Source organism: Rhodococcus qingshengii JCM 15477, from assembly GCF_023221595.1.
Taxonomy (GTDB): Bacteria; Actinomycetota; Actinomycetes; order Mycobacteriales; family Mycobacteriaceae; genus Rhodococcus_F; species Rhodococcus_F qingshengii.
This window is the reverse complement of sequence record NZ_CP096563.1, coordinates 4,202,551-4,221,180: the sequence shown is the minus strand read 5'-3', so window position 1 is coordinate 4,221,180 and position 18,630 is coordinate 4,202,551. Positions and strand designations below refer to the sequence as shown.

Below are 18,630 nucleotides of genomic sequence, written 5' to 3'. Positions count from 1 at the left end.
AAAGGCGCACAGCCCTTGGGCTCTAGACATACATGGACATCCAACTATAGGATGGTAGACATATTCACTGCTGCCTCCTGGGCGGTCCATACGAGCAAGGAACGGGTTAGCACAATGGTTGAAAATGCGACGGTTCACGAGTTGACGCACTTCGTCGGTGGCAAGCGTGTTCCCGGGACATCTGATCGATTTGCGGACGTGTTCGATCCCAACACCGGCAAGGTGCAGGCCCGCGTTCCCCTCGCGAGCAAGGCCGAGACCGAAGCCATCATCGCCAATGCCGAAGAGGCGCAGCAGGTGTGGGCAGCGTTCAACCCGCAGAAGCGTGCCCGCGTGCTGATGAAGTTCCTGCAGCTCGCTCAGGCCGAGATGGATTCTCTGGCCCGCCTCCTCTCGTCCGAGCACGGCAAGACCGTCGCCGACGCCAAGGGTGACATCCAGCGTGGCCTCGAGGTCATCGAGTTCGCCGTCGGCGCTCCGCACCTGCTCAAGGGCGAATTCACCGAGAGTGCCGGCACCGGCATCGACGTGTACTCCATGCGCCAGCCGCTCGGCGTCGTTGCAGGCATCACGCCCTTCAACTTCCCCGCGATGATCCCGCTGTGGAAGGCCGGCCCCGCCCTCGCCGCCGGTAACGCCTTCATTCTCAAGCCCTCCGAGCGTGACCCCTCCGTCCCGCTGCGCCTGGCTGAACTGTTCCTCGAGGCCGGACTGCCCGCAGGTGTGTTCAACGTGGTCAACGGTGACAAGGAAGTTGTCGACGTCCTGCTCACCGACGATCGCATCAAGGCTGTCGGCTTCGTCGGCTCCACGCCGATCGCCCAGTACATCTACGAGACGGCCGCAGCTCACGGCAAGCGCGCACAGTGCTTCGGTGGCGCCAAGAACCACGCGATCGTCATGCCGGACGCCGACCTCGACGAGGTTGCCGACGCCCTGATCGGTGCGGGCTACGGCAGTGCCGGCGAGCGTTGCATGGCCATCTCGGTTGCCGTTCCCGTCGGCGAGGAGACCGCGGACGCTCTTGTCGCGAAGCTGAAGGAGCGCGTCGCGAAGCTCAAGATCGGTCGCAGTGACGACGAAGGCGTCGATTTCGGACCGCTCGTTTGCCAGGATGCCCTCGACCGCGTCAACAACTACGTGCAGATCGGCATCGACGAGGGCGCAACGGCAGTCGTCGACGGCCGCGGCTTCACCCTCGAAGGCCACGAAGGTGGATTCTTCGCCGGCGCAACCCTGTTCGACAACGTCACCTCGGACATGCGCATCTACAAGGAAGAGATCTTCGGACCCGTCCTTCAGGTGGTCCGCGCTGCCGATTACGAAGAGGCACTGCGTCTTCCGACCGAACACGAGTACGGCAACGGCGTCTCCATCTTCACCCGCGACGGCGACACCGCGCGTGACTTCACCGCTCGCGTCAACGTCGGCATGGTCGGCGTGAACGTGCCGATCCCGGTCCCGATCGCGTACCACACCTTCGGTGGCTGGAAGCGCTCCGGATTCGGTGACCTGAACCAGCACGGTCCCGACTCCTTCCGCTTCTACACCAAGACCAAGACCGTGACGCAGCGCTGGCCTTCCGGCAAGAAGGAAGAGACCAACCACTTCGTCATCCCCACGATGAACTGATCGGAACACTTTCCATGTTTACTCTGACCGATGACGAGCGGGCGATTCGTGACACTGCCCGCGACTTCGCGGCCGAGCATCTGGCGCCCAACGCAGTGGAGTGGGATCAGACCAAGCATTTCCCGGTGGACGTCCTCCGTAAGGCGGCGTCCCTGGGAATGGGCGGTATCTACATTCGTGAAGACGTGGGTGGCAGTGAGCTGAGTCGCGTCGACGCTGCCCGGATCTTCGAAGAGCTGGCCAAGGGCGATCCGTCGATCGCCGCGTACATCTCCATCCACAACATGGTCACGTGGATGATCGACCAGTTCGGCAACGACGAACAGCGCCACAAGTGGGTTCCCGGACTCTGCTCGATGGATCAACTGGGCAGCTACTGCCTCACCGAACCCGGCGCTGGCTCCGATGCTGCGGGCCTGAGCACCAAGGCCGTTCGTGACGGCGACGACTACATCCTCAACGGCGTCAAGCAGTTCATTTCCGGCGCAGGCACTTCCGACGTGTACGTCGTGATGGCACGCACCGGATCTGCCGGTGCCAAGGGGATCTCGGCGTTCATCGTGCCCAAGGATTCGCCCGGACTGTCGTTCGGTGCCAACGAGATCAAGATGGGCTGGAACGCGCAGCCCACCCGTCAGGTGATCTTCGAAGACGTGCGAGTTCCTGCCGCCAACATGCTCGGTGAAGAGGGCAGCGGATTCCGCATCGCCATGAAAGGTCTCAACGGCGGCCGGCTGAACATCGCCGCCTGTTCGGTCGGTGGGGCCCAGGCAGCGCTGGAGAAGGCAGTCGCATATCTGGTGGACCGCAAAGCTTTCGGTTCGGCACTGATCGAGTCGCAGGCCCTGCAGTTCCAGCTCGCCGACATGCGTACCGAACTCGAAGCGGCCAGGACGTTGCTGTGGCGCGCCGCCGCCGCGCTCGAAGACGGAGCGTCCGACGTCGTGGAGTTGTGTGCGATGGCCAAGCGCTTTGCCACCGACACCGGATTCGACGTAGCCAACAAGGCCCTCCAGCTTCACGGCGGGTACGGCTATCTTGCTGAGTACGGGATCGAGAAGATCGTCCGCGATCTTCGGGTTCATCAGATCCTCGAAGGCAGCAACGAGATCATGAGGGTGGTCATCGCGCGCAGCGTGGTCGCATCAGGTCAGGGAAAGCAGGGAGCAGCATGAGCGACGAGCTCGAGGTATTGATCGAAAAGCGTGACGGACTGGGGCTCATCACTCTCAACCGTCCCAAGGCGATCAACGCCCTCAACCACTCGATGGTCAAGGCGATGGCCAAGGCCCTCGAGGAATGGAAGTCCGACGACGACGTCAAGGCAGTCGTACTCACGGGCGCCGGCGAGCGTGGTCTGTGCGCCGGCGGCGACATCGTCTCGATCTACCATGACGCCAAGGACGGCAAGACCGGTTCGCTCGACTTCTGGCGTGAGGAGTACATCCTCAACTCCGAGATCGCGAACTACCCGAAGCCGTACGTCGCGATCATGGACGGGATCGTCATGGGCGGTGGCGTCGGAGTGTCCGCACACGGCGACATTCGCATCGTGACCGAGCGCTCGATGATCGGAATGCCCGAGACCGGAATCGGTTTCATTCCAGACGTGGGCGGAACTTACCTGCTCTCGCGTGCTCCCGGTGAACTCGGGACGCACATCGCGCTCACCACGGCACGACTGAGCGCCGGCGATGCCATCGCAGCAGGTTTCGCTGACCACTTCATCCCGTCGGAGAACATCGAGACGTTCATCGCCGCACTCGCGTCGTCTTCGGTTGCCGACGCCGTGGCGCAGTACGCGGAGCCGGCTCCGGTGTCGGAACTGTTGGCCCAGCAGAGCTGGATCGACGCCGCGTACTCCGCCGACGACGTATCCACCATCGTCGAGCGTCTTCGCGCAAGTGGAATCCCCGAAGCGGAGAAGGCAGCGGAGCAGATTCTCGGCAAGTCCCCGATTGCACTGTCGGTGACCCTGCGATCTCTGCGGCATGCCAAGGAAGCAGCAAGCTTGGAAGAAGTCCTCAACGAGGAGTTCCGGGTCTCGACCGCTGCGCTCGCCTCACACGATCTGGTCGAGGGCATTCGCGCCCAGGTCGTGGAGAAGGACCGAAACCCGAAGTGGTTGCCGGCAACTCTCGACGACGTCACGGCAGAATCCGTCGACGCCTACTTCGCCCCGCTGGGCGACAACGAGCTCGGACTCGCCCCTCAACCGCAAGGCAACTGATCACCGCCGAAGGAGCATCACTAATGAGCACCATTGGATTTATCGGACTCGGTCACATGGGTGGCCCGATGGCGGCCAATCTCGTCAAGGCCGGACACAAGGTCGTCGGTTTCGACCTGGCACCTGCGGCGCTGGAGCAGGCAGTCAAAGACGGTGCATCGGTGGCGGATTCGGCGGTCGACGCCGTTCGCGGTGCCGACGTCGTGATCACGATGCTGCCGAGCGGTAAGCACGTTCTGGGTCTGTACGAAGAGCTGCTGCCGGTGGCAACACCGGGCACGCTGTTCATCGACTGTTCCACCATCGACGTCGCCGACGCCCGCGAGGCGCACGACAAGGCCGAAGCAGCCGGTCACCGCAGCGTCGACGCACCGGTCTCCGGTGGAGTCGTCGGAGCTACCGCAGGCACGCTGGCATTCATGGTCGGCGGTTCCGAGGCTGACTTCCAAGCCGCGTCACCGTTGCTGGACGTGATGGGCCGCAAGGTCGTTCACTGCGGCGACGCCGGTGTCGGCCAGGCAGCCAAGATCTGTAACAACATGATCCTCGGCATTTCGATGATCGCGATCAGCGAGGCGTTCGTGTTGGGCGAAAAGCTCGGCCTGAGCAACCAGGCGCTCTTCGACGTGGCGTCCAACGCCTCGGGACAGTGCTGGGCACTGACCACCAACTGCCCGGTTCCGGGACCTGTGCCCACCAGCCCGGCCAACAACGACTACCAGCCCGGCTTTGCTGTTGCACTGATGGACAAGGACCTGGGTCTGGCAGCAAATGCGCTGCGCAACAACGGCGTCGATGCAGAGATCGGACTCAAGGCAGCCGAACTCTACAGTCGCTTCCATGCCGCGGGCGGTGGCGGTCAGGACTTCTCTGCCATCATCAACGACATCCGTGACCGTTCGACCGAAGGACAGTAGTGACCGACTTCAACACCATCATCCTCGAGCGTAAGGGTCGCGTCGGCGTCATCACGCTCAACCGCCCGAAGGCTCTCAACGCGCTGAACTCCGAGCTGATGAACGAGGTCGTCGCCGCGGTTGCCGACCTCGAAGCGGACAACGGCATCGGAGCGATCCTGATCACCGGTTCCGAGCGCGCCTTCGCCGCCGGTGCCGACATCAAGGAAATGCAGTCCAAGACGTACATGGACGCATACGTCGAGGATTTCTTCACCCCGTGGGATCGCGTCGCAGCAGCTCGTAAGCCGCTGATCGCCGCCGTCTCCGGATACGCGCTCGGTGGTGGCTGCGAGCTGGCGATGCTCTGCGATTTCATCATCGCTTCGGATACCGCGAAGTTCGGCCAGCCCGAGATCAAGCTCGGTGTCATTCCGGGTATCGGTGGCTCGCAGCGCCTTACGCGCGCCGTGGGCAAGGCCAAGGCCATGGAGCTGTGCCTCACCGGCCGCAACATGGACGCAGAAGAAGCCGAACGTGCAGGCCTGGTTGCCCGGATCGTTCCGGCCGCCGATCTGCTCGACGATGCCTTGAAGACCGCAACCACCATCGCCGAGATGTCGCTGCCGATTGCGATGATGGCCAAGGAAGCAGTCAACCGGTCCTTCGAGACCACCCTCGCCGAGGGCGTCCGCTTCGAGCGTCGGGTGTTCCACTCGACCTTCGCGACGGAGGATCAGAAGGAAGGCATGACCGCGTTCGTGGAGAAGCGGTCGGCAGAATTCAAGCATCGCTGAATTTCAACAGCGCCGAATTTCAACAGCGCTGAAACTGCCCTCACACTCGTCGAGAGTGTGAGGGCAGTTTCTTTGTGTGTACGGGTGGTCGGTTCACCACTTGGTCGGTGCGCCGCCGGTGTCGAAGTCACCCGCAGTCTTGCGAAGTTCAGTGAGGATCGTCACCAATTGCTCGAGCTTGTCCTGCTGGAGTCCGGGGTGAGCGAACACCTTGCTGTTGAGCATTTCGGTCGCTTCGAGGGCCAGTGCGCGACCGGCGTCCGAGATCTCGATGAGCGTTGCACGGCGATCGCTGGGATGCGGGACCCGCCTGACCAACTCCGCTTTCTCCAAACGGTCGACGGCATTGGTGACGCTGGTGGGGTGAACCTGGAGTCGGGCGCTCGCCTTGGCCATCGGGAGTGCGCCCGACCTGGTGAAGGTGAGAAGCGTCAGCAGTTCGTAGCGAGCGAAGGTCAACCCGAGCGGCTTGAGTACCTCTTCGACCCGCGCCATCATGATCTGCTGCGCACGCATCACCGACGTGACCGCAGCCATACCGTCGGCGACGTCGCTCCACCCGTGCTCCGTCCACTGACGATGCGCCTCTTCGATGGGGTCGAGGGGGAGCGGCGCGGGGGGAGACATAGGTTCGATCATCCCATGCTGGCAAGCGGTCGGGTGCCTTGTCTGATTGTGTGTCGCAGCCGCTTACGTCTGTAGAGTCCCACGGGTGATTTCAATCCTCGTAGCGGGTGGCGTCTCGTTGTTCGTCGCGCTCTTCCTGACTCCGTTTCTCATTCGTGTGCTTTCGCGGCAGGGGCTCGGGCACGAGATTCGGATCGAGGGTCCGCAGAGTCATCAGGGCAAGCGTGGCACCCCGTCGATGGGCGGGATCGCGATCATCGCCGGTATGTGGGCGGGCTACCTGGCGGCACACATCATCGGATTCGGCTCGCGGCTACCGCGGCTGTCTGCATCCGGTTGGCTGGTTCTCGCGCTCGCCACGTCACTGGGAATCGTCGGCTTTCTCGACGACTTCATCAAGATCCGTAAGAAGCGCAATCTCGGGCTCAACAAGACAGCGAAGACCGTCGGTCAGCTGGCGAGTGCCATCATCTTCGGCATTTTGTTCCTGCAGTTCTCCAACAACAACGGAGTCACTCCCGGAAGCCAGTACCTGTCCCATGTTCGTGACATCTCGGTGTTCTCCATGGGTGCCATCGGCTTTGTGGTCTTCTTCTGCATTCTGGTGTTCGCCTGGTCCAACGCCGTCAATTTCACCGACGGCCTCGACGGTCTCGCGGCCGGTTCGATGGGCATGATCCTGGGGACCTACGTCGTCATCGCCGGTTGGCAGTACCGGAACTCGTGTGTCCTCGAGCCTGCCGCCGGTTGCTACGACGTTCGTGACCCTCTCGATCTAGCGATCGTCGCTGCCGCCGCAGGCGGGGCGTGCCTCGGCTTCCTCTGGTGGAATGCCGCCCCGGCTCAGATCTTCATGGGCGACACCGGCTCCTTGGCACTCGGCGGCCTGGTTGTCGGCCTGTCCGTCACGACGCACACCGAGCTGCTGATGGTCATCATCGGCGCCCTGTTCGTCGCTGAGATCCTGTCGGTGATCATCCAGGTTCTGGTCTTCCGATCGTCCGGTCGACGCGTATTCAAGATGGCCCCGATCCATCATCACTTCGAGTTACTCGGTTGGCCGGAAACCGTCGTGATCGCAAGATTCTGGATCTTCGTCGCGATCTCGTGCGTCCTGGGACTTGCCACCTTCTACAGCGAGTGGTTCTCCGCTGCCGGTTAGACCGATTCACTCTTTCGGGTCGTAGCCAGAAGAGCGATCAGACCGAGCGACACACACGCCGTCATCGTGACGGCCAGGGCTGTGCTCGTGTTTCCCAGTAGGCCGACGGCCGGCGCGATGGCCGCACCGACGCCGAACTGGAATGCACCGAGCATTGCGGCGGCAGTACCGGCCGCTTCGCCGTGACGAGCGAGCGCCAGTGCCGGGGCGTTGGGCAGAACGAACCCGATGGCGCCGGCCATGACCCACAGTGCGATCACGAATCCAGCGAGCCCGCCCAGTTCCAGGACCGCGACAGCAATGACGACGGCCCCGGAGACAACGGCAGCCACGAGGGCCCACTTGGTGATCTGCTGAGGAGTCCACCGGTCGAGCAGTCGGACGTTGACCTGGGAAGCGCCGATCAACGCGATAGCGCCTGCACTGAAGAGCAGCGCGAACTCCTGCTGGTTGAGGCCGTACTGATCCTGATAGACAAACGACGCGCCCGAGACATACGCGAACAACGACGCCATGCCGACGCTGGAGACGAGCGTGAGGACCATGAACGTGCGGTCGCCGAGCAGCGAACCGTAGGTACGGAGAACCGACGTCAATCCGCTCGGGCGACGCTTTTCCTTCGGCAATGTTTCGGACAGTCCGAACGCACCGATCATCGCCGTGCCTACGCCGATCAGTGCCAGGACGACGAAGATCCCGCGCCAGTCGAGGGCGACGAGGAGGGCGCCACCGATGCTGGGCGCCAGGATCGGCGCAACGCCGAGCACGAGCATCAGCCGGCTCATCACGACGGCAACGGTGTTACCGCTGTAGAGGTCGCGGACGATCGCCATGGTGACCACTGCCGCGGCCGCCGCGCCCATGCCCTGGAAAACCCGCAGGATGCCGAGGACAGCGATGCTCGGTGCGAAGACCGCCAGCAGCGAAGCCAGGATGTGCACACCGATCCCGGCGAGCAGCGGCTTCTTGCGGCCGAGAGTGTCCGAGAGCGGCCCGACCAACAGCTGTCCGAGTGCGAGGCCGATGAGGGTTCCGGTGATCGTCAGCTGAACCGTTGACGACGAGACTCCGAGATCGGCACCGATATCCGGCAGCGCGGGCAGGTACATGTCGATGGTGAAGGGCCCGAGCGCAGTCATGGAACCGAGGGCAAGAATCTTCCCGACGCTCGGCTTGCGGTCGACACTGCTCGTATCCAGCGGGGCCGTCTCCAAGAGCGGAGCTGCCTTCACAGGCGGGGCGATGGCGGTGTTCTCGGCACTCATGAAACCTTCTGGGTTGTCTGGGTCTGGCGAACTGCTCGGTCGTTCGGTCGAAAGTCGGGCCGCAATCGAATGACCTGCGCCCACCGAGGGAGTCAGCATCGAGACTGACCGATTTGTTCCCGAAGGGCTCACGGTTTTCCCAGAGACTGGAACAGTTGGTGGGATTGCACTCGAATCATGCTGAGCGGAACTGTGGTTCGGCGCCGCGACTCGGGGCAGAGTTACTCACTGACGCGGGTGTGGCTGAGTGGCTAGGCACCGGCCTGCAAAGCCGTTCACACGGGTTCGAGTCCCGTCATCCGCTCGTGTCGGAGACCGGCAGGCATACCGCCTGCCGGTCCCTCTTGTGTGGTCCCGGTTCACGGGGTCGGCTGCGATAGTCTGGGCTGCCGGAGCGAGCGGACCACATGAGTGAGGCACTGAATTGATTTCGGGACAGGACCTGCGATCGCGGCGCTTGCACGTGGGGATCAGTCAGTTCCAGTTCGCCCGCGAAGCGGGAGTCTCGTCAGCCGTCGTCTCCGCGTGGGAACTCGACAAGGCATATCCGAAGCTACCGGTTGAGCGAGCGATTCTCACGGCCCTCTCCGCGTTGGAAGCGGCCAAGCGTGAAGGCACATACGCGGCCCCGCGGAAGCGATCGCGCGGTAGTACCCGTGCGCGTCGGGCGACACCCGTCAACGACCTCGCCTCGGTGGCCAGCCGTGCGGTCGCGGCGGCAGGAAGCGGTGGCCCCACCGTATTGACGGCGTTCTCCGGTTGTGGCGGTATGGCCGAAGGCTTTCGGATGGCGGGGTTTTCGGTGGAGGGATACATCGAAGTCGTGCCGGAGGCGCGCGCGACCTTCGATCGGAACTTCCCCGGCGCGCGGTGCCTCGGCGAGGACATCCGGGCCATCGACGAAGCCCGGGTGAAAGATCTTCTGGCACAGGTGGACATCGATGTGTTGGCCGGGGGGCCGCCGTGTCAGGGTTTCAGTCTCGCCGGCCGACGCGACCGCGCCGATCCGCGCAACCATCTCTTCCGGAACCTGCTCGAGCTCGCCGAACTGGTGAAGCCGAAGGTCTTGGTGATGGAGAACGTGCGACTGCTGCTCAGCATGAAAGACCCGGACGGTGGGATGGTCGTCGACCGGATTCTCGGCGAGATGGCTGCATGCGGTTATGACGCCTCGGTCAACACGGTGAATGCGCAGGATTACGGAGTGCCGCAGTTCCGGGAACGAGTGTTCATCGTGGCGACCCGCCGCGACAGTGGTATCGGGCCGCTGCGTTTCCCGCCGAAGACTCACGGCGTGAATGGTGTTGCGCCGCTGAGGACTTTCCGCGATGCCACCGTCGATCTGGCCCCGCTGGAATCCGGGCAGGCCTGCGAGACGGACCCGCTGCACTGGGCCGTCGAACATCCCGAGCACGTCTTGCGGTGGCTGCGTGATGTACCGGAAGGAATGTCGGCTCACGACAACGAAGATCCGGCCATGCGACCGTCGTCCGGATACAACACGACGTACAAGCGCCTCCGGTGGGACGAGCCGGCGTCCACGGTCGGAACCACTTTCGGGATGATCTCGGCTTCACGCAACGTGCATCCGAAACACACGCGATCGTTGACCGTTCGAGAAGCTGCTCGCCTCCAGACCTTTCCCGACGACTACGTCTTCGAGGGTAAGTGGGGAGCGGTGCGCACGATGATCGGCAATGCGGTGCCGCCGCAGCTGGCGTCGGTACTGGCAGGAGAGATCAAGAAGGCACTCGGCTGAGATAGGGCACCTACGGAAAATGGGGCCGACGATGTCGGCCCCATTTCGAGTTACGCCCTGGCAGGGTGTGGTCCAAGCGAATCAGCTGAGGTTGAGCTTGGCGATCAACGGCTGGACGACCTTGATGATGTCGATGACGGCGCTGAGGGTGTTGATGGAACCCATGTTTCGGTCCTCCGTGTCGTATGTACAGGTTTGTATGTACAAGGTTGTGTCTGCGTGGTGTTTCTGTACGACCTTGTGTCGCAGACACAAATTAGCAAACTGGACGCTTGTTTGGGTCGAAATGACCGCTTTGCGCTGAAGTTGCTGAAAAGTTCACGGATTGTTCAGGAACGTAAACAAAAAACAGGCCGGACTCCCCGAAGTCCGGCCTGTCGATGACGCTTTGCGATCAGCTGAATGCCGACAGTGCGCTGATGAGGCCGATGCCCGCAACTGCGACCTTGAGCACACTCAAGACGTCTTCGAGCTTGACGCCAGCGGGCAATACGTTTTCGACAGACTCCATGTTGGATCCTTCATATGTTGGGGTCGTGGTCCAGCGCCACTGCAAGCAAGATACCCAATCGTGACCACCTGTGAAACCCCGGCGCGAAGATCACAGTTGTGTTGCGCCGGACTCACTGGCCGTCGCGACAACGGTGGCTGCCACTATTTGCTCCACGCTGATGCCCGCTGCCGGTAGGCAATGGTAGAAAATTCGTTCGCAGAGGTCGACCATTTCGCCTCGCTCGAGCGTCGGCTCGTCGATCCAGTTGACCACGATTTCCTCCATGAATGCCTGCCACCCGGCGATTGTCGCCTCCACGGTCGCGTTCGATTCGATGCCTAGATTCGTCAGCGCAGCGACGATCCACGTGGTGAAAGTGCGGCGCATGCCTCGGTAGATCGTGCGCATTCGGACGTCGCCACTGCCGGCCATACGCATCACGGCGAGGTAAATGGTGGGGTGCTCGATAACGGCGTCGACGAATGTCTCGATACCTGAGCGCAGCTGGGACGTGATGGGTAGCTCGGGATCCGGTCGCATTCGATCTTCGAGATCGGCCGAGGCGGCCTCGAGGATGGCGTTCTGGAAACCCTTCTTGTTCTTGAAGTAGTGGAACAGCAGTGGCGGCGAGACACCGGCCTCGGCTGCGACGCGATCCATCGACAGTTGGTCGAAAGGCTCGGTCCGCAGCATCTGTACTGCCACCTCGAGGATTTGCCTCTGACGGTCTTCGGGGGAGCGGGGGACTGCAGCCATTCCGTCATCCTATGTATTGGTTCGAAAGGTTCATTGACTTTTACTCAACGCTGTCTATAACGTGAGGTAACACATACGTGAGGCGAGGAGTCCGACAGTGTCTGCTTTCGACATCGTGGTCAACGACGGGTTGTGGTTCGACGGGACGGGGGCTCCAGGTCTGCGTCGTAATCTCGGAATTCGAGACGGCGTGGTCGCGGAGGTGTCCACGACGCGCCTCGAGATCGGGCCGGACACAGAAGTGATCGACGCGGCCGGCAAATGGGTTCTCCCCGGCTTTGTCGACGTCCACACGCACTACGACGCCGAAGCCTTGGTCAGTCCAGGGCTTCCGGAATCGGTTCGCCACGGCGTCACGACGGTCGTGCTCGGCAATTGCTCGCTGTCGACGGTGTATTCGACGCCGCGCGAGATCGCGGATCTGTTCAGCCGGGTCGAAGCAGTTCCCCACGACGCGGTGCTGCGCATCCTCGAAGCGAACAAGACCTGGACCGGTCCCGCGGCGTACACCGCCGCCCTCGAAGCCCTTCCCCTCGGACCCAATGTCGCGGCCTTCATCGGTCATTCCGACATCCGCACGCACGTACTCGGACTGGGGCGCGGCACCGACAAGAAGGTCAAGCCGACTCGCTCGGAACTCGGCCGGATGGGCTCGATGCTCGAGGATGCCATCGACGCTGGGATGCTCGGCCTGTCGTCGATGACCAATGCCCTCGACAAGATCGACGGCGACGAATATCGTTCTCGCTCTTTGCCGTCGACGTATGCACGGTGGAAAGAGTTCCGATTCCTCAACCGCATCCTTCGCGATCGCGGCAAGATCTTGCAGAGCGCTCCGACCATCAACCTGCATCCGAACGTCGCGGCGTTCTTCGCCGAAAGCTCCGCGATCGGACGCAAGAAGCCGCTCAAGACGTCGCTGCTCTCCGGTGCGGATTCGAAGGCCTACCCGGTGATCGTGTACTTCATGCTCGCTGCGGCCCCACTGCTCAATCGCTTCGCGAAGACCGATTTCAAGTGGCAGCACCTTCCGGTTCCCTTCACCGTCTACGCGGATGGAATCGACCTGGTCGTGTTCGAGGAGTTCGGTGCCGGCGCCGCCGCTTTGCACCTCAAGGACCAGGTGGAGCGCAACGAACTGCTCCAGGACGAGTCGTACCGTCGCGCATTCCGTAAGGACTACGACAACAAGTTCTCACCCCGCATCTGGCATCGCAATTTCTACGATGCGGTCATCGTGGGATGCCCGGACGAGACGTTGATCGGCAAGAACTTCGGTCAGGTCGGTGACATCCGCGGAGTGCACCCGGTGGACGCGTACCTCGACCTGGTGGTGAAGTACGGGCGAGATCTTCGCTGGCGCACCACCATTGCCAATCACCGGCCCAAGTTCGCGAAGAAACTCGCCGCGAGTTCCGGTGTGCAGATGGGCTTCGGCGATGCCGGCGCGCATCTGCGCAACATGGCGTTCTACAACTACCCGGTGCGACTCCTCAAGCGCGTCAAGGACGCTCAGAGTGACCGCAAGCCGTTCCTCACCATCGAGCGCGCAATCCACCGCCTGACGGGCGAACTGGCGGACTGGTACGGCATCGACGCCGGGCATCTACGCCAGGGTGACCGCGCGGACTTCGTTGTCATCGACCCGGCCGGGCTCGACGAGTCGGTGGACGGGTTGTTCGAGGCAAAGGTTCCCGAGTACGGCGGGATCAGCCGGATGGTCAACCGCAGCGACGACGCAGCGGTCGCTACGGTGATCAACGGCCGACTCGTCTACCGCGAAGGTGAATTCGCCCCCGGATTCGGAATCGAAAAGACAGGTCAGTTCCTGCGTGCCGGTGAAAAGGCTCCGGTTACCAGGGCCGCGAAGACTAGCGTGGCGCTATGACTACACCGGCGGATCGCCTCACCTCGTACTCCCGGTCCGGGCTGACCTTCGACGTACGCGACGAAGGACCCGCCGACGGTCCGGTCGTGGTTCTCCTGCACGGGTTTCCGCAGGATTCCCGCTCATGGGATCACCTTGCGCCGTTACTGCACGCCCGCGGCTTCCGGACCGTCGCACCGGATCAGCGAGGGTACTCACCCGGCGCCAGGCCGAAAGCGCGCTGGGCGTACCGTGGGTCCGAACTCGCCGCTGACACTGTCGCACTGATCGACGCGCTCGCGGTGGGCAAAGTGCACCTGGTCGGCCACGACTGGGGTGCCGCAGTCGCATGGCAGGTGGCCGCCGAACGGCCGGACTTGCTCGATACCGTGACCGCGGTGTCGGTTCCGCACCCACTGGCGTTCGTCAAGGCGATGGTGACCAGCACACAGGGACTGAAGTCGTGGTACATGGGGGCGTTCCAATTACCCTTCGTCCCCGAGAAGATTCTGTCCTCCACGTCGGCAGGTGAAAAGTTCCTGATTTCGAGCGGGCAGACGCCGGAGAACGCGCGGCGCGATCTGAACGCCATGCTGGCTCCCGGTCGGCTACGCGGCGGTCTGAACTGGTACCGCGCGATGTGGATGACCAAGCCGAACCCCGCAACTGCCAGGGTCACCGTGCCGACCCTGCACGTCTGGAGTGACGGCGACGCCGCCATCGGCCCCAAAGGGTCTGCGCTCACCCCCGCGTTTGTCGACGGCCCGTACCGGTTCGAGGTTCTCAGCGGCGTGAGCCACTGGATTCCGGACGAGGCGCCGGTCGAGTTGGACCGACTGCTGGGTGAGCATCTCAGCAGCTGACCGCGTTTTGATCACTGAAGCCCCGCCGATCGGCGGGGCTTCAGTTGTCAGCAAGGTCGTCGGCCAGCGGTGGTCAGCGAGTTCCGAATCGCTCTTCCACCTGCTCCTTCGTCAGACCGAACTCCTCGAGCGTGTACTTGTGCGAAGGTTTGCGAGCACCCGAGCGGCTTTCCTCGTGCATGGCCTCCATCGACTGCTGCGCGGCAGCTGTCAACGGGATGTCGAAGTGCGTGTAGATGTTCTCGACGGTTCCCAGCGGATCGGTGACGAAGTCCTGATAGTCGACGTCGATGAACTGCGCGGGATTGTGGTGTGCGCGTGCACTGTCGAACTGCTCGAGCCCCCTGGCCCACAATTCGAGCTGACTTTCGCCGATCACCTTGTCGGTGAACGTGTTCGACCAACCCTCTGTCGCCTGGGCGGCCAGGCTGCACACCGACGGAATGATCGTCGTAGGGGAGCGGTGAGTCTGAATGACAAGCGCGTCGGGGTACGCCTCCATCAATTCGTCGAGCGCGAACAGGTGGCTCGGGTTCTTGAGGACCCACCGTCGATCCTGATCGGGCAGACCGATCAGCTGCAGGTTCTTCTTGTGTCGTGCATAGGCGTTCGACCACTCCTGGTCCTTCAGCCATGCGGAGTACGTGGGTAGATTCGCCAGACACTCGTACGACACGGACTTGAACGTCTGACGCAAGAGTTGCCAACATTCTTCGACTTCGCTGGCCGACATGTAGTGCACGCCCATGAATTCGGGATGCTCGACGTGGTGTTGACCGAATGTCTCCTCGATCTTGGCGAAGACCTGGTTCGATTCCCACGTATCGCGACGCGGGCGAGGCTGAGGGAACTCGGTCAGCCACATCTCGAGGCCCTGGTGAGCCGGGTCGACCGTGAGGAGGCGGTGCAAGGCAGTGGTGCCCGTCCGTGGCAATCCGGTGACGAAGATCGGCCGCTCGATCTTGACGTCGGCGTGCTCCGGATGCTCCTTCCACGCCGATTCGCTGAGCAGACGGGCCACCAGGGCGCCGCGAAGGAATACCCGAGAGATCTTGCTGCCGAAGGGCGTCAGATCCTCGTCACGGTCGTAAGACTCGAGCAGGACCGACAGAGCTTCGGTGTAATCGTCGACGCCGAAGTCCGTCAGGCCGGTCATCCGCGTCGCCGAGGCATGGAGATCCTCGACGGTGCCGACGTGAGTGCGTTCAGTCATGGTGCTCCTAGTGATGGAATTCGCCGCAGTTGACGTCGATGCATTGGCCGGTGATCGCGCTGGCCATCGGAGACGCCAGGAAGATCGCCGCATCGGATACTTCATCCGTCGTCGGCAGGCGCTTGAGGTCGGTGTTCGACGCAGTGTGCTCGTAGATCTGCTCGACAGTCATGCCGAACTTCTCCGCCTGGTGCGCGAAGTATCCCTTGAGGGTGTCTCCCCAGATATAGCCGGGTGCAATCGAATTGACACGAATTCCCTGCGGGCCGAGTTCGGTGGCCAGGGACTGCGACATGGCGAGCAGGGCCGACTTCGCCATCTTGTAGCTGCCGTAACGCTCTTGCGAATGCCGCAACACCATCGAATTGATATTCACCACGGAGCCGTCCGACTCGCCAAGTGCCGGCGTGAACAGCTGAGTCAGGCGCAACGCACCCAGTACGGTCAGTTCGATGCTGTCGCGGATGTGCTGGTAATCGGTGCGAGCCAACGGTTTCATCGACGGAATCGAGAATGCATTGTTGATCAGAGTGTCCACTTTGCCGTAGGCGGCAATGGACTCGGCCACCAGATTCTCGGCGGAAGCCTGGTCGGTGATGTCGGTGGCAACGGTGACGGCGCGCCCACCGGCATCGACTATTTCCTTCGCAACGTCGTCGAGTCGCGATTGCGTACGTGCTGCGAGAACAAGACTCGCGCCGGCCGACGCACATCGAAGGGCCAGAGCGCGGCCGAGTGCCGGGCCGACTCCGGAGATGACTACTACACGGTCTTCGAGCAAGGCGGTCATGATTACCCCAGCATTCGGTTGTCGATGGCGGCCTGGCGCTGGGCAATGCGTGCTGCCCAGTCCTCGGCGGTGATGGCGTTGGTGTCGAAATGCGGCAGGTGCTTCGCAATATCTGCGACGGCGACGATTTCGACGGTGGGACCGTCCTGCGGCGTCAGCTCGCGGGACACGCGCTGCCAACGGAACTGCAGAATGCCGCGCGGATGTCCGACGGTTTCGATCCAGTTGGTGACACCGGGGTTCTTCTCGCTGACCACCATTCGAACCATCCCGTCCGGATCGACCTGTGCCTGGCCGTTGTTGAGGGAGGTCTGATGATTGACGTAGTCCAGTGAGATGTACCAGAGGCTCCCCAGTTGGAAGCCGAGATACGGTGCGTCGGAGGCGGGAACGGTGATGATCATCGCCTGCTCGTCGGTGAGTTCGTAATGTCCCACCGACGAGTACTGCGTTGCCAGCCCGCCCGGTGTCAGGCGTGGTTCGGTCATGGTGTTGACCGTGAGCTTGAGGTAGAACCACTCCGGGAACTGGAGCCACGTCTTGACCCGCGTGACCAGTGCCTTCCCAGCCCGGGCGTAACGCTTCTCGGTCTCTTCGGCGGTGAGAGGTGGCGGCGCGATCCCGATCGAATCGGTGCGCTCGATGCGGATCACACCGCGCTGCTGACTCCAGTCGCTGTAGACCTCGCGAACGACCAGCTGCGAGGATCCGGGCGCCAGGGTGTAGTAGTTGGCTCGGCCGTCGGCAGGGCCGGGGCCGAACCAAGCGACGAAGTTACCGTCGTCGTCTATCTCCAGCTCGCGGTCGTCGAAGGCGATTTCGCTGCCGGGAACGTTCGAGTTGGTGTAGTTCCCACTCAACACCTGGAAGCTGAGATCGGCTGTGGTGCCGCGCTTTCCGGTGACCTTGTATTCCTTGTCGTCGTTGATACGGGCGCCGAAGTACAGAGTGTCGGGGTTGTCGAGGCCCATCTTGGTGAATGGTCCGGTGCCCTGGATGAAACTCGGATGGGTCTTTTCGCCGGCCCAGGCGGCATGCGTCGTCGCAATGATTCCGCCGGCCAGATATTGGTATCCCTCCAGTAGATCCTGTTCGGATCTGATGTGCGGCGCAGTCTCGATCAATTTCTCGGCTTCGGCGATCGCCTCGGCAAACGGGTCCGTCAGCACGCTGGCTCCTCACAGTTCCGACTATGTCGCCGGTCCAGAGTGTCGTGGTACAAATATGTACCTATTTGGTAGATGTTGGGTATTTCGACAATAGAACGCGTTCTAGGGAGTGGTCAATGGGTGGACCGGAGAAGACGCCTGAAGAGGGACGCCCGAGGGGGAGACAATCGCCTCCCACCGAACGGGTGGTTCAGGTGCTCGACTACCTCGTCGGTCGCCCTGATCAGCGGTTCGGGCTGTCGGAACTGGCCCGCGCGCTCGAGATCAGCAAGCCCACCTGCTTGGGAATCCTCACGGCGCTGGCTGATCGTGGATACCTGACTCGGGACGAGGTGTCGAAGACCTATGGGCTCGGTCCGGCCTTGATCGCAGCCGGACGTGCAGCTCAGCGGGGATTTGCCGTCGGACCCATTGCCCGCACCCATCTGGAGAAAGTGAGCACGGAGTTCGGGACGACGTGCACGGCGTCCGGTGTGATCGGTGATCAGATCAGCGTTCTCGAAGTGACCGGACCGATCGGCGCGCGTCGCGCCGCCAAGGTCGGTCAGGTGTACCCGTTCGCTCCACCGGTCGGACTGATGTACGTCCTCTGGGGTTCGGATCACGACATGGACAGTTGGCTGAGCAAAGAGCCGAGCCTGCCGGTGCGCTTGGATCGCGAGCGTCTGTGGAACGTGGTCCGCGAGTGTCGCGCTGCGGGGTATCTGGTCGAGAGTCTGGATCCCGTCGGGCAGCGACTGCACACGCTGATGGCGGGCGTTGCGACGCACGATCTTCCGCCGGAGGTGCGTGAACTGCTCGGTGAGATGGTGTCGAGCCTGGGCGAGAGGGTGTATCTCGGACGCGACATCAGCTCTGACGACGAGCATCCGGTGAGTCTCATTGCCGCCCCGACCTATGACGCCGAGGGGCATCAGGCCCTTGTGCTCACTCTGTATGTGGGTGGGGCGATCACGGGCGCCGAGATCGAGCGCCGCGCCGCGGTGCTGGTTGCGGCGGCGGATGCGGTGACGGCGGAAGTTGGTGGCAGGAGTCCGGTTCGCGGTCTGTGACGTCTGATTGCCGGTCATTGACCTTTGGGTAGAACGAGTTCTATTCTGTGATTGCGTTC

17 protein-coding genes and 1 tRNA gene are annotated in these 18,630 nt (G+C 62.6%); 11 read left to right on the top strand and 7 right to left on the bottom strand.

Annotation, left to right across the window (positions count from 1 at the left end; translation table 11 throughout):
* Positions 1-114 precede the first annotated feature (114 nt).
* From M0639_RS19155 to M0639_RS19135, 5 genes are read left to right on the top strand one after another with little or no spacing between them, the layout of a single operon-like run.
* Entirely contained in the window at positions 115-1,632 is a 1,518-nt protein-coding gene (locus M0639_RS19155; RefSeq protein ID WP_003941275.1) for a CoA-acylating methylmalonate-semialdehyde dehydrogenase, read from the top strand.
* Positions 1,633-1,646: 14 nt separating this feature from the next.
* Positions 1,647-2,807, top strand: coding sequence for an isobutyryl-CoA dehydrogenase (locus tag M0639_RS19150; RefSeq protein ID WP_064075262.1), 1,161 nt, complete (start codon positions 1,647-1,649; stop codon positions 2,805-2,807).
* A complete protein-coding gene (locus M0639_RS19145) occupies positions 2,804-3,862 on the top strand; it encodes an enoyl-CoA hydratase/isomerase family protein (RefSeq protein ID WP_042923165.1) in 1,059 nt (352 codons plus the stop codon). The genes M0639_RS19150 and M0639_RS19145 overlap by 4 nt, the downstream gene beginning before the upstream one ends.
* Positions 3,863-3,885: 23 nt before the next feature.
* Positions 3,886-4,779, top strand: a complete 894-nt coding sequence (gene mmsB, locus M0639_RS19140) for a 3-hydroxyisobutyrate dehydrogenase (RefSeq protein ID WP_003941308.1) — start codon at positions 3,886-3,888, stop codon at positions 4,777-4,779.
* Positions 4,779-5,555 (top strand): enoyl-CoA hydratase, encoded by a 777-nt coding sequence (locus M0639_RS19135; protein ID WP_003941374.1) that lies wholly within the window; start codon positions 4,779-4,781, stop codon positions 5,553-5,555. The genes mmsB and M0639_RS19135 overlap by 1 nt, the downstream gene beginning before the upstream one ends.
* A 93-nt stretch (positions 5,556-5,648) precedes the next feature.
* Here the strand turns inward: M0639_RS19135 and M0639_RS19130 are convergent, their stop codons facing one another.
* Positions 5,649-6,182, bottom strand: a complete 534-nt coding sequence (locus M0639_RS19130) for a MarR family winged helix-turn-helix transcriptional regulator (protein ID WP_054825961.1) — start codon at positions 6,180-6,182, stop codon at positions 5,649-5,651.
* 85 nt (positions 6,183-6,267) lie between these two features.
* On the opposite strand from M0639_RS19130, the gene mraY reads away from it, so the two are divergent.
* Positions 6,268-7,344, top strand: a complete 1,077-nt coding sequence (mraY, locus tag M0639_RS19125) for a phospho-N-acetylmuramoyl-pentapeptide-transferase (RefSeq protein WP_003941316.1) — start codon at positions 6,268-6,270, stop codon at positions 7,342-7,344.
* Here mraY and M0639_RS19120 read toward each other — a convergent pair.
* On the bottom strand, positions 7,341-8,609 hold the full coding sequence (locus M0639_RS19120; protein WP_100084653.1) for a multidrug effflux MFS transporter: 1,269 nt from the start codon (positions 8,607-8,609) through the stop codon (positions 7,341-7,343). The two genes, mraY and M0639_RS19120, sit on opposite strands and share 4 nt — an antisense overlap.
* A 233-nt stretch (positions 8,610-8,842) precedes the next feature.
* On the opposite strand from M0639_RS19120, the gene M0639_RS19115 reads away from it, so the two are divergent.
* Both M0639_RS19115 and dcm read left to right on the top strand, forming a co-directional pair.
* Positions 8,843-8,913: transfer RNA gene (locus M0639_RS19115), tRNA-Cys, on the top strand.
* 159 nt (positions 8,914-9,072) lie between these two features.
* Positions 9,073-10,368 carry a DNA (cytosine-5-)-methyltransferase gene (gene dcm, locus M0639_RS19110; RefSeq protein WP_064075261.1) on the top strand — a complete coding sequence of 432 codons (1,296 nt, stop codon included), beginning with the start codon at positions 9,073-9,075 and terminating at the stop codon, positions 10,366-10,368.
* Between the two features lie 81 nt (positions 10,369-10,449).
* On the opposite strand, the gene M0639_RS34960 is transcribed toward dcm, so the two are convergent.
* Positions 10,450-10,575 carry a hypothetical protein gene (locus M0639_RS34960; RefSeq protein WP_255246884.1) on the bottom strand — a complete coding sequence of 42 codons (126 nt, stop codon included), beginning with the start codon at positions 10,573-10,575 and terminating at the stop codon, positions 10,450-10,452.
* Positions 10,576-10,969: 394 nt separating this feature from the next.
* Positions 10,970-11,617 carry a TetR/AcrR family transcriptional regulator gene (locus M0639_RS19105; RefSeq protein WP_003941289.1) on the bottom strand — a complete coding sequence of 216 codons (648 nt, stop codon included), beginning with the start codon at positions 11,615-11,617 and terminating at the stop codon, positions 10,970-10,972.
* Positions 11,618-11,714: 97 nt separating this feature from the next.
* On the opposite strand from M0639_RS19105, the gene M0639_RS19100 reads away from it, so the two are divergent.
* Both M0639_RS19100 and M0639_RS19095 read left to right on the top strand, forming a co-directional pair.
* Positions 11,715-13,505: an N-acyl-D-amino-acid deacylase family protein gene (locus M0639_RS19100; protein WP_003941306.1), complete on the top strand. Its 1,791-nt coding sequence runs from the start codon at positions 11,715-11,717 to the stop codon at positions 13,503-13,505.
* The gene (locus tag M0639_RS19095; RefSeq protein WP_054186753.1) at positions 13,502-14,347 is read left to right on the top strand and encodes an alpha/beta fold hydrolase; all 846 of its coding nucleotides are present in this window, start codon (positions 13,502-13,504) and stop codon (positions 14,345-14,347) included. Before M0639_RS19100 ends, M0639_RS19095 begins: the two co-directional genes overlap by 4 nt.
* A gap of 73 nt (positions 14,348-14,420) precedes the next feature.
* Here the strand turns inward: M0639_RS19095 and M0639_RS19090 are convergent, their stop codons facing one another.
* Genes M0639_RS19090 through M0639_RS19080 form a run of 3 tightly spaced genes read right to left on the bottom strand, consistent with a single transcriptional unit; the run spans position 14,421 to position 17,519 of the window.
* On the bottom strand, positions 14,421-15,560 hold the full coding sequence (locus M0639_RS19090) for a sulfotransferase family protein (protein WP_064075260.1): 1,140 nt from the start codon (positions 15,558-15,560) through the stop codon (positions 14,421-14,423).
* Positions 15,561-15,567: 7 nt separating this feature from the next.
* The gene (locus M0639_RS19085) at positions 15,568-16,350 is read right to left on the bottom strand and encodes an SDR family oxidoreductase (protein ID WP_054801046.1); all 783 of its coding nucleotides are present in this window, start codon (positions 16,348-16,350) and stop codon (positions 15,568-15,570) included.
* 2 nt (positions 16,351-16,352) lie between these two features.
* The gene (locus M0639_RS19080; protein ID WP_064075259.1) at positions 16,353-17,519 is read right to left on the bottom strand and encodes a hypothetical protein; all 1,167 of its coding nucleotides are present in this window, start codon (positions 17,517-17,519) and stop codon (positions 16,353-16,355) included.
* 116 nt (positions 17,520-17,635) lie between these two features.
* Here M0639_RS19080 and M0639_RS19075 point away from each other — a divergent pair, with 116 nt between their 5' ends.
* On the top strand, positions 17,636-18,571 hold the full coding sequence (locus M0639_RS19075) for a helix-turn-helix domain-containing protein (RefSeq protein ID WP_047270168.1): 936 nt from the start codon (positions 17,636-17,638) through the stop codon (positions 18,569-18,571).
* The last annotated feature ends 59 nt before the right edge of the window (positions 18,572-18,630 follow it).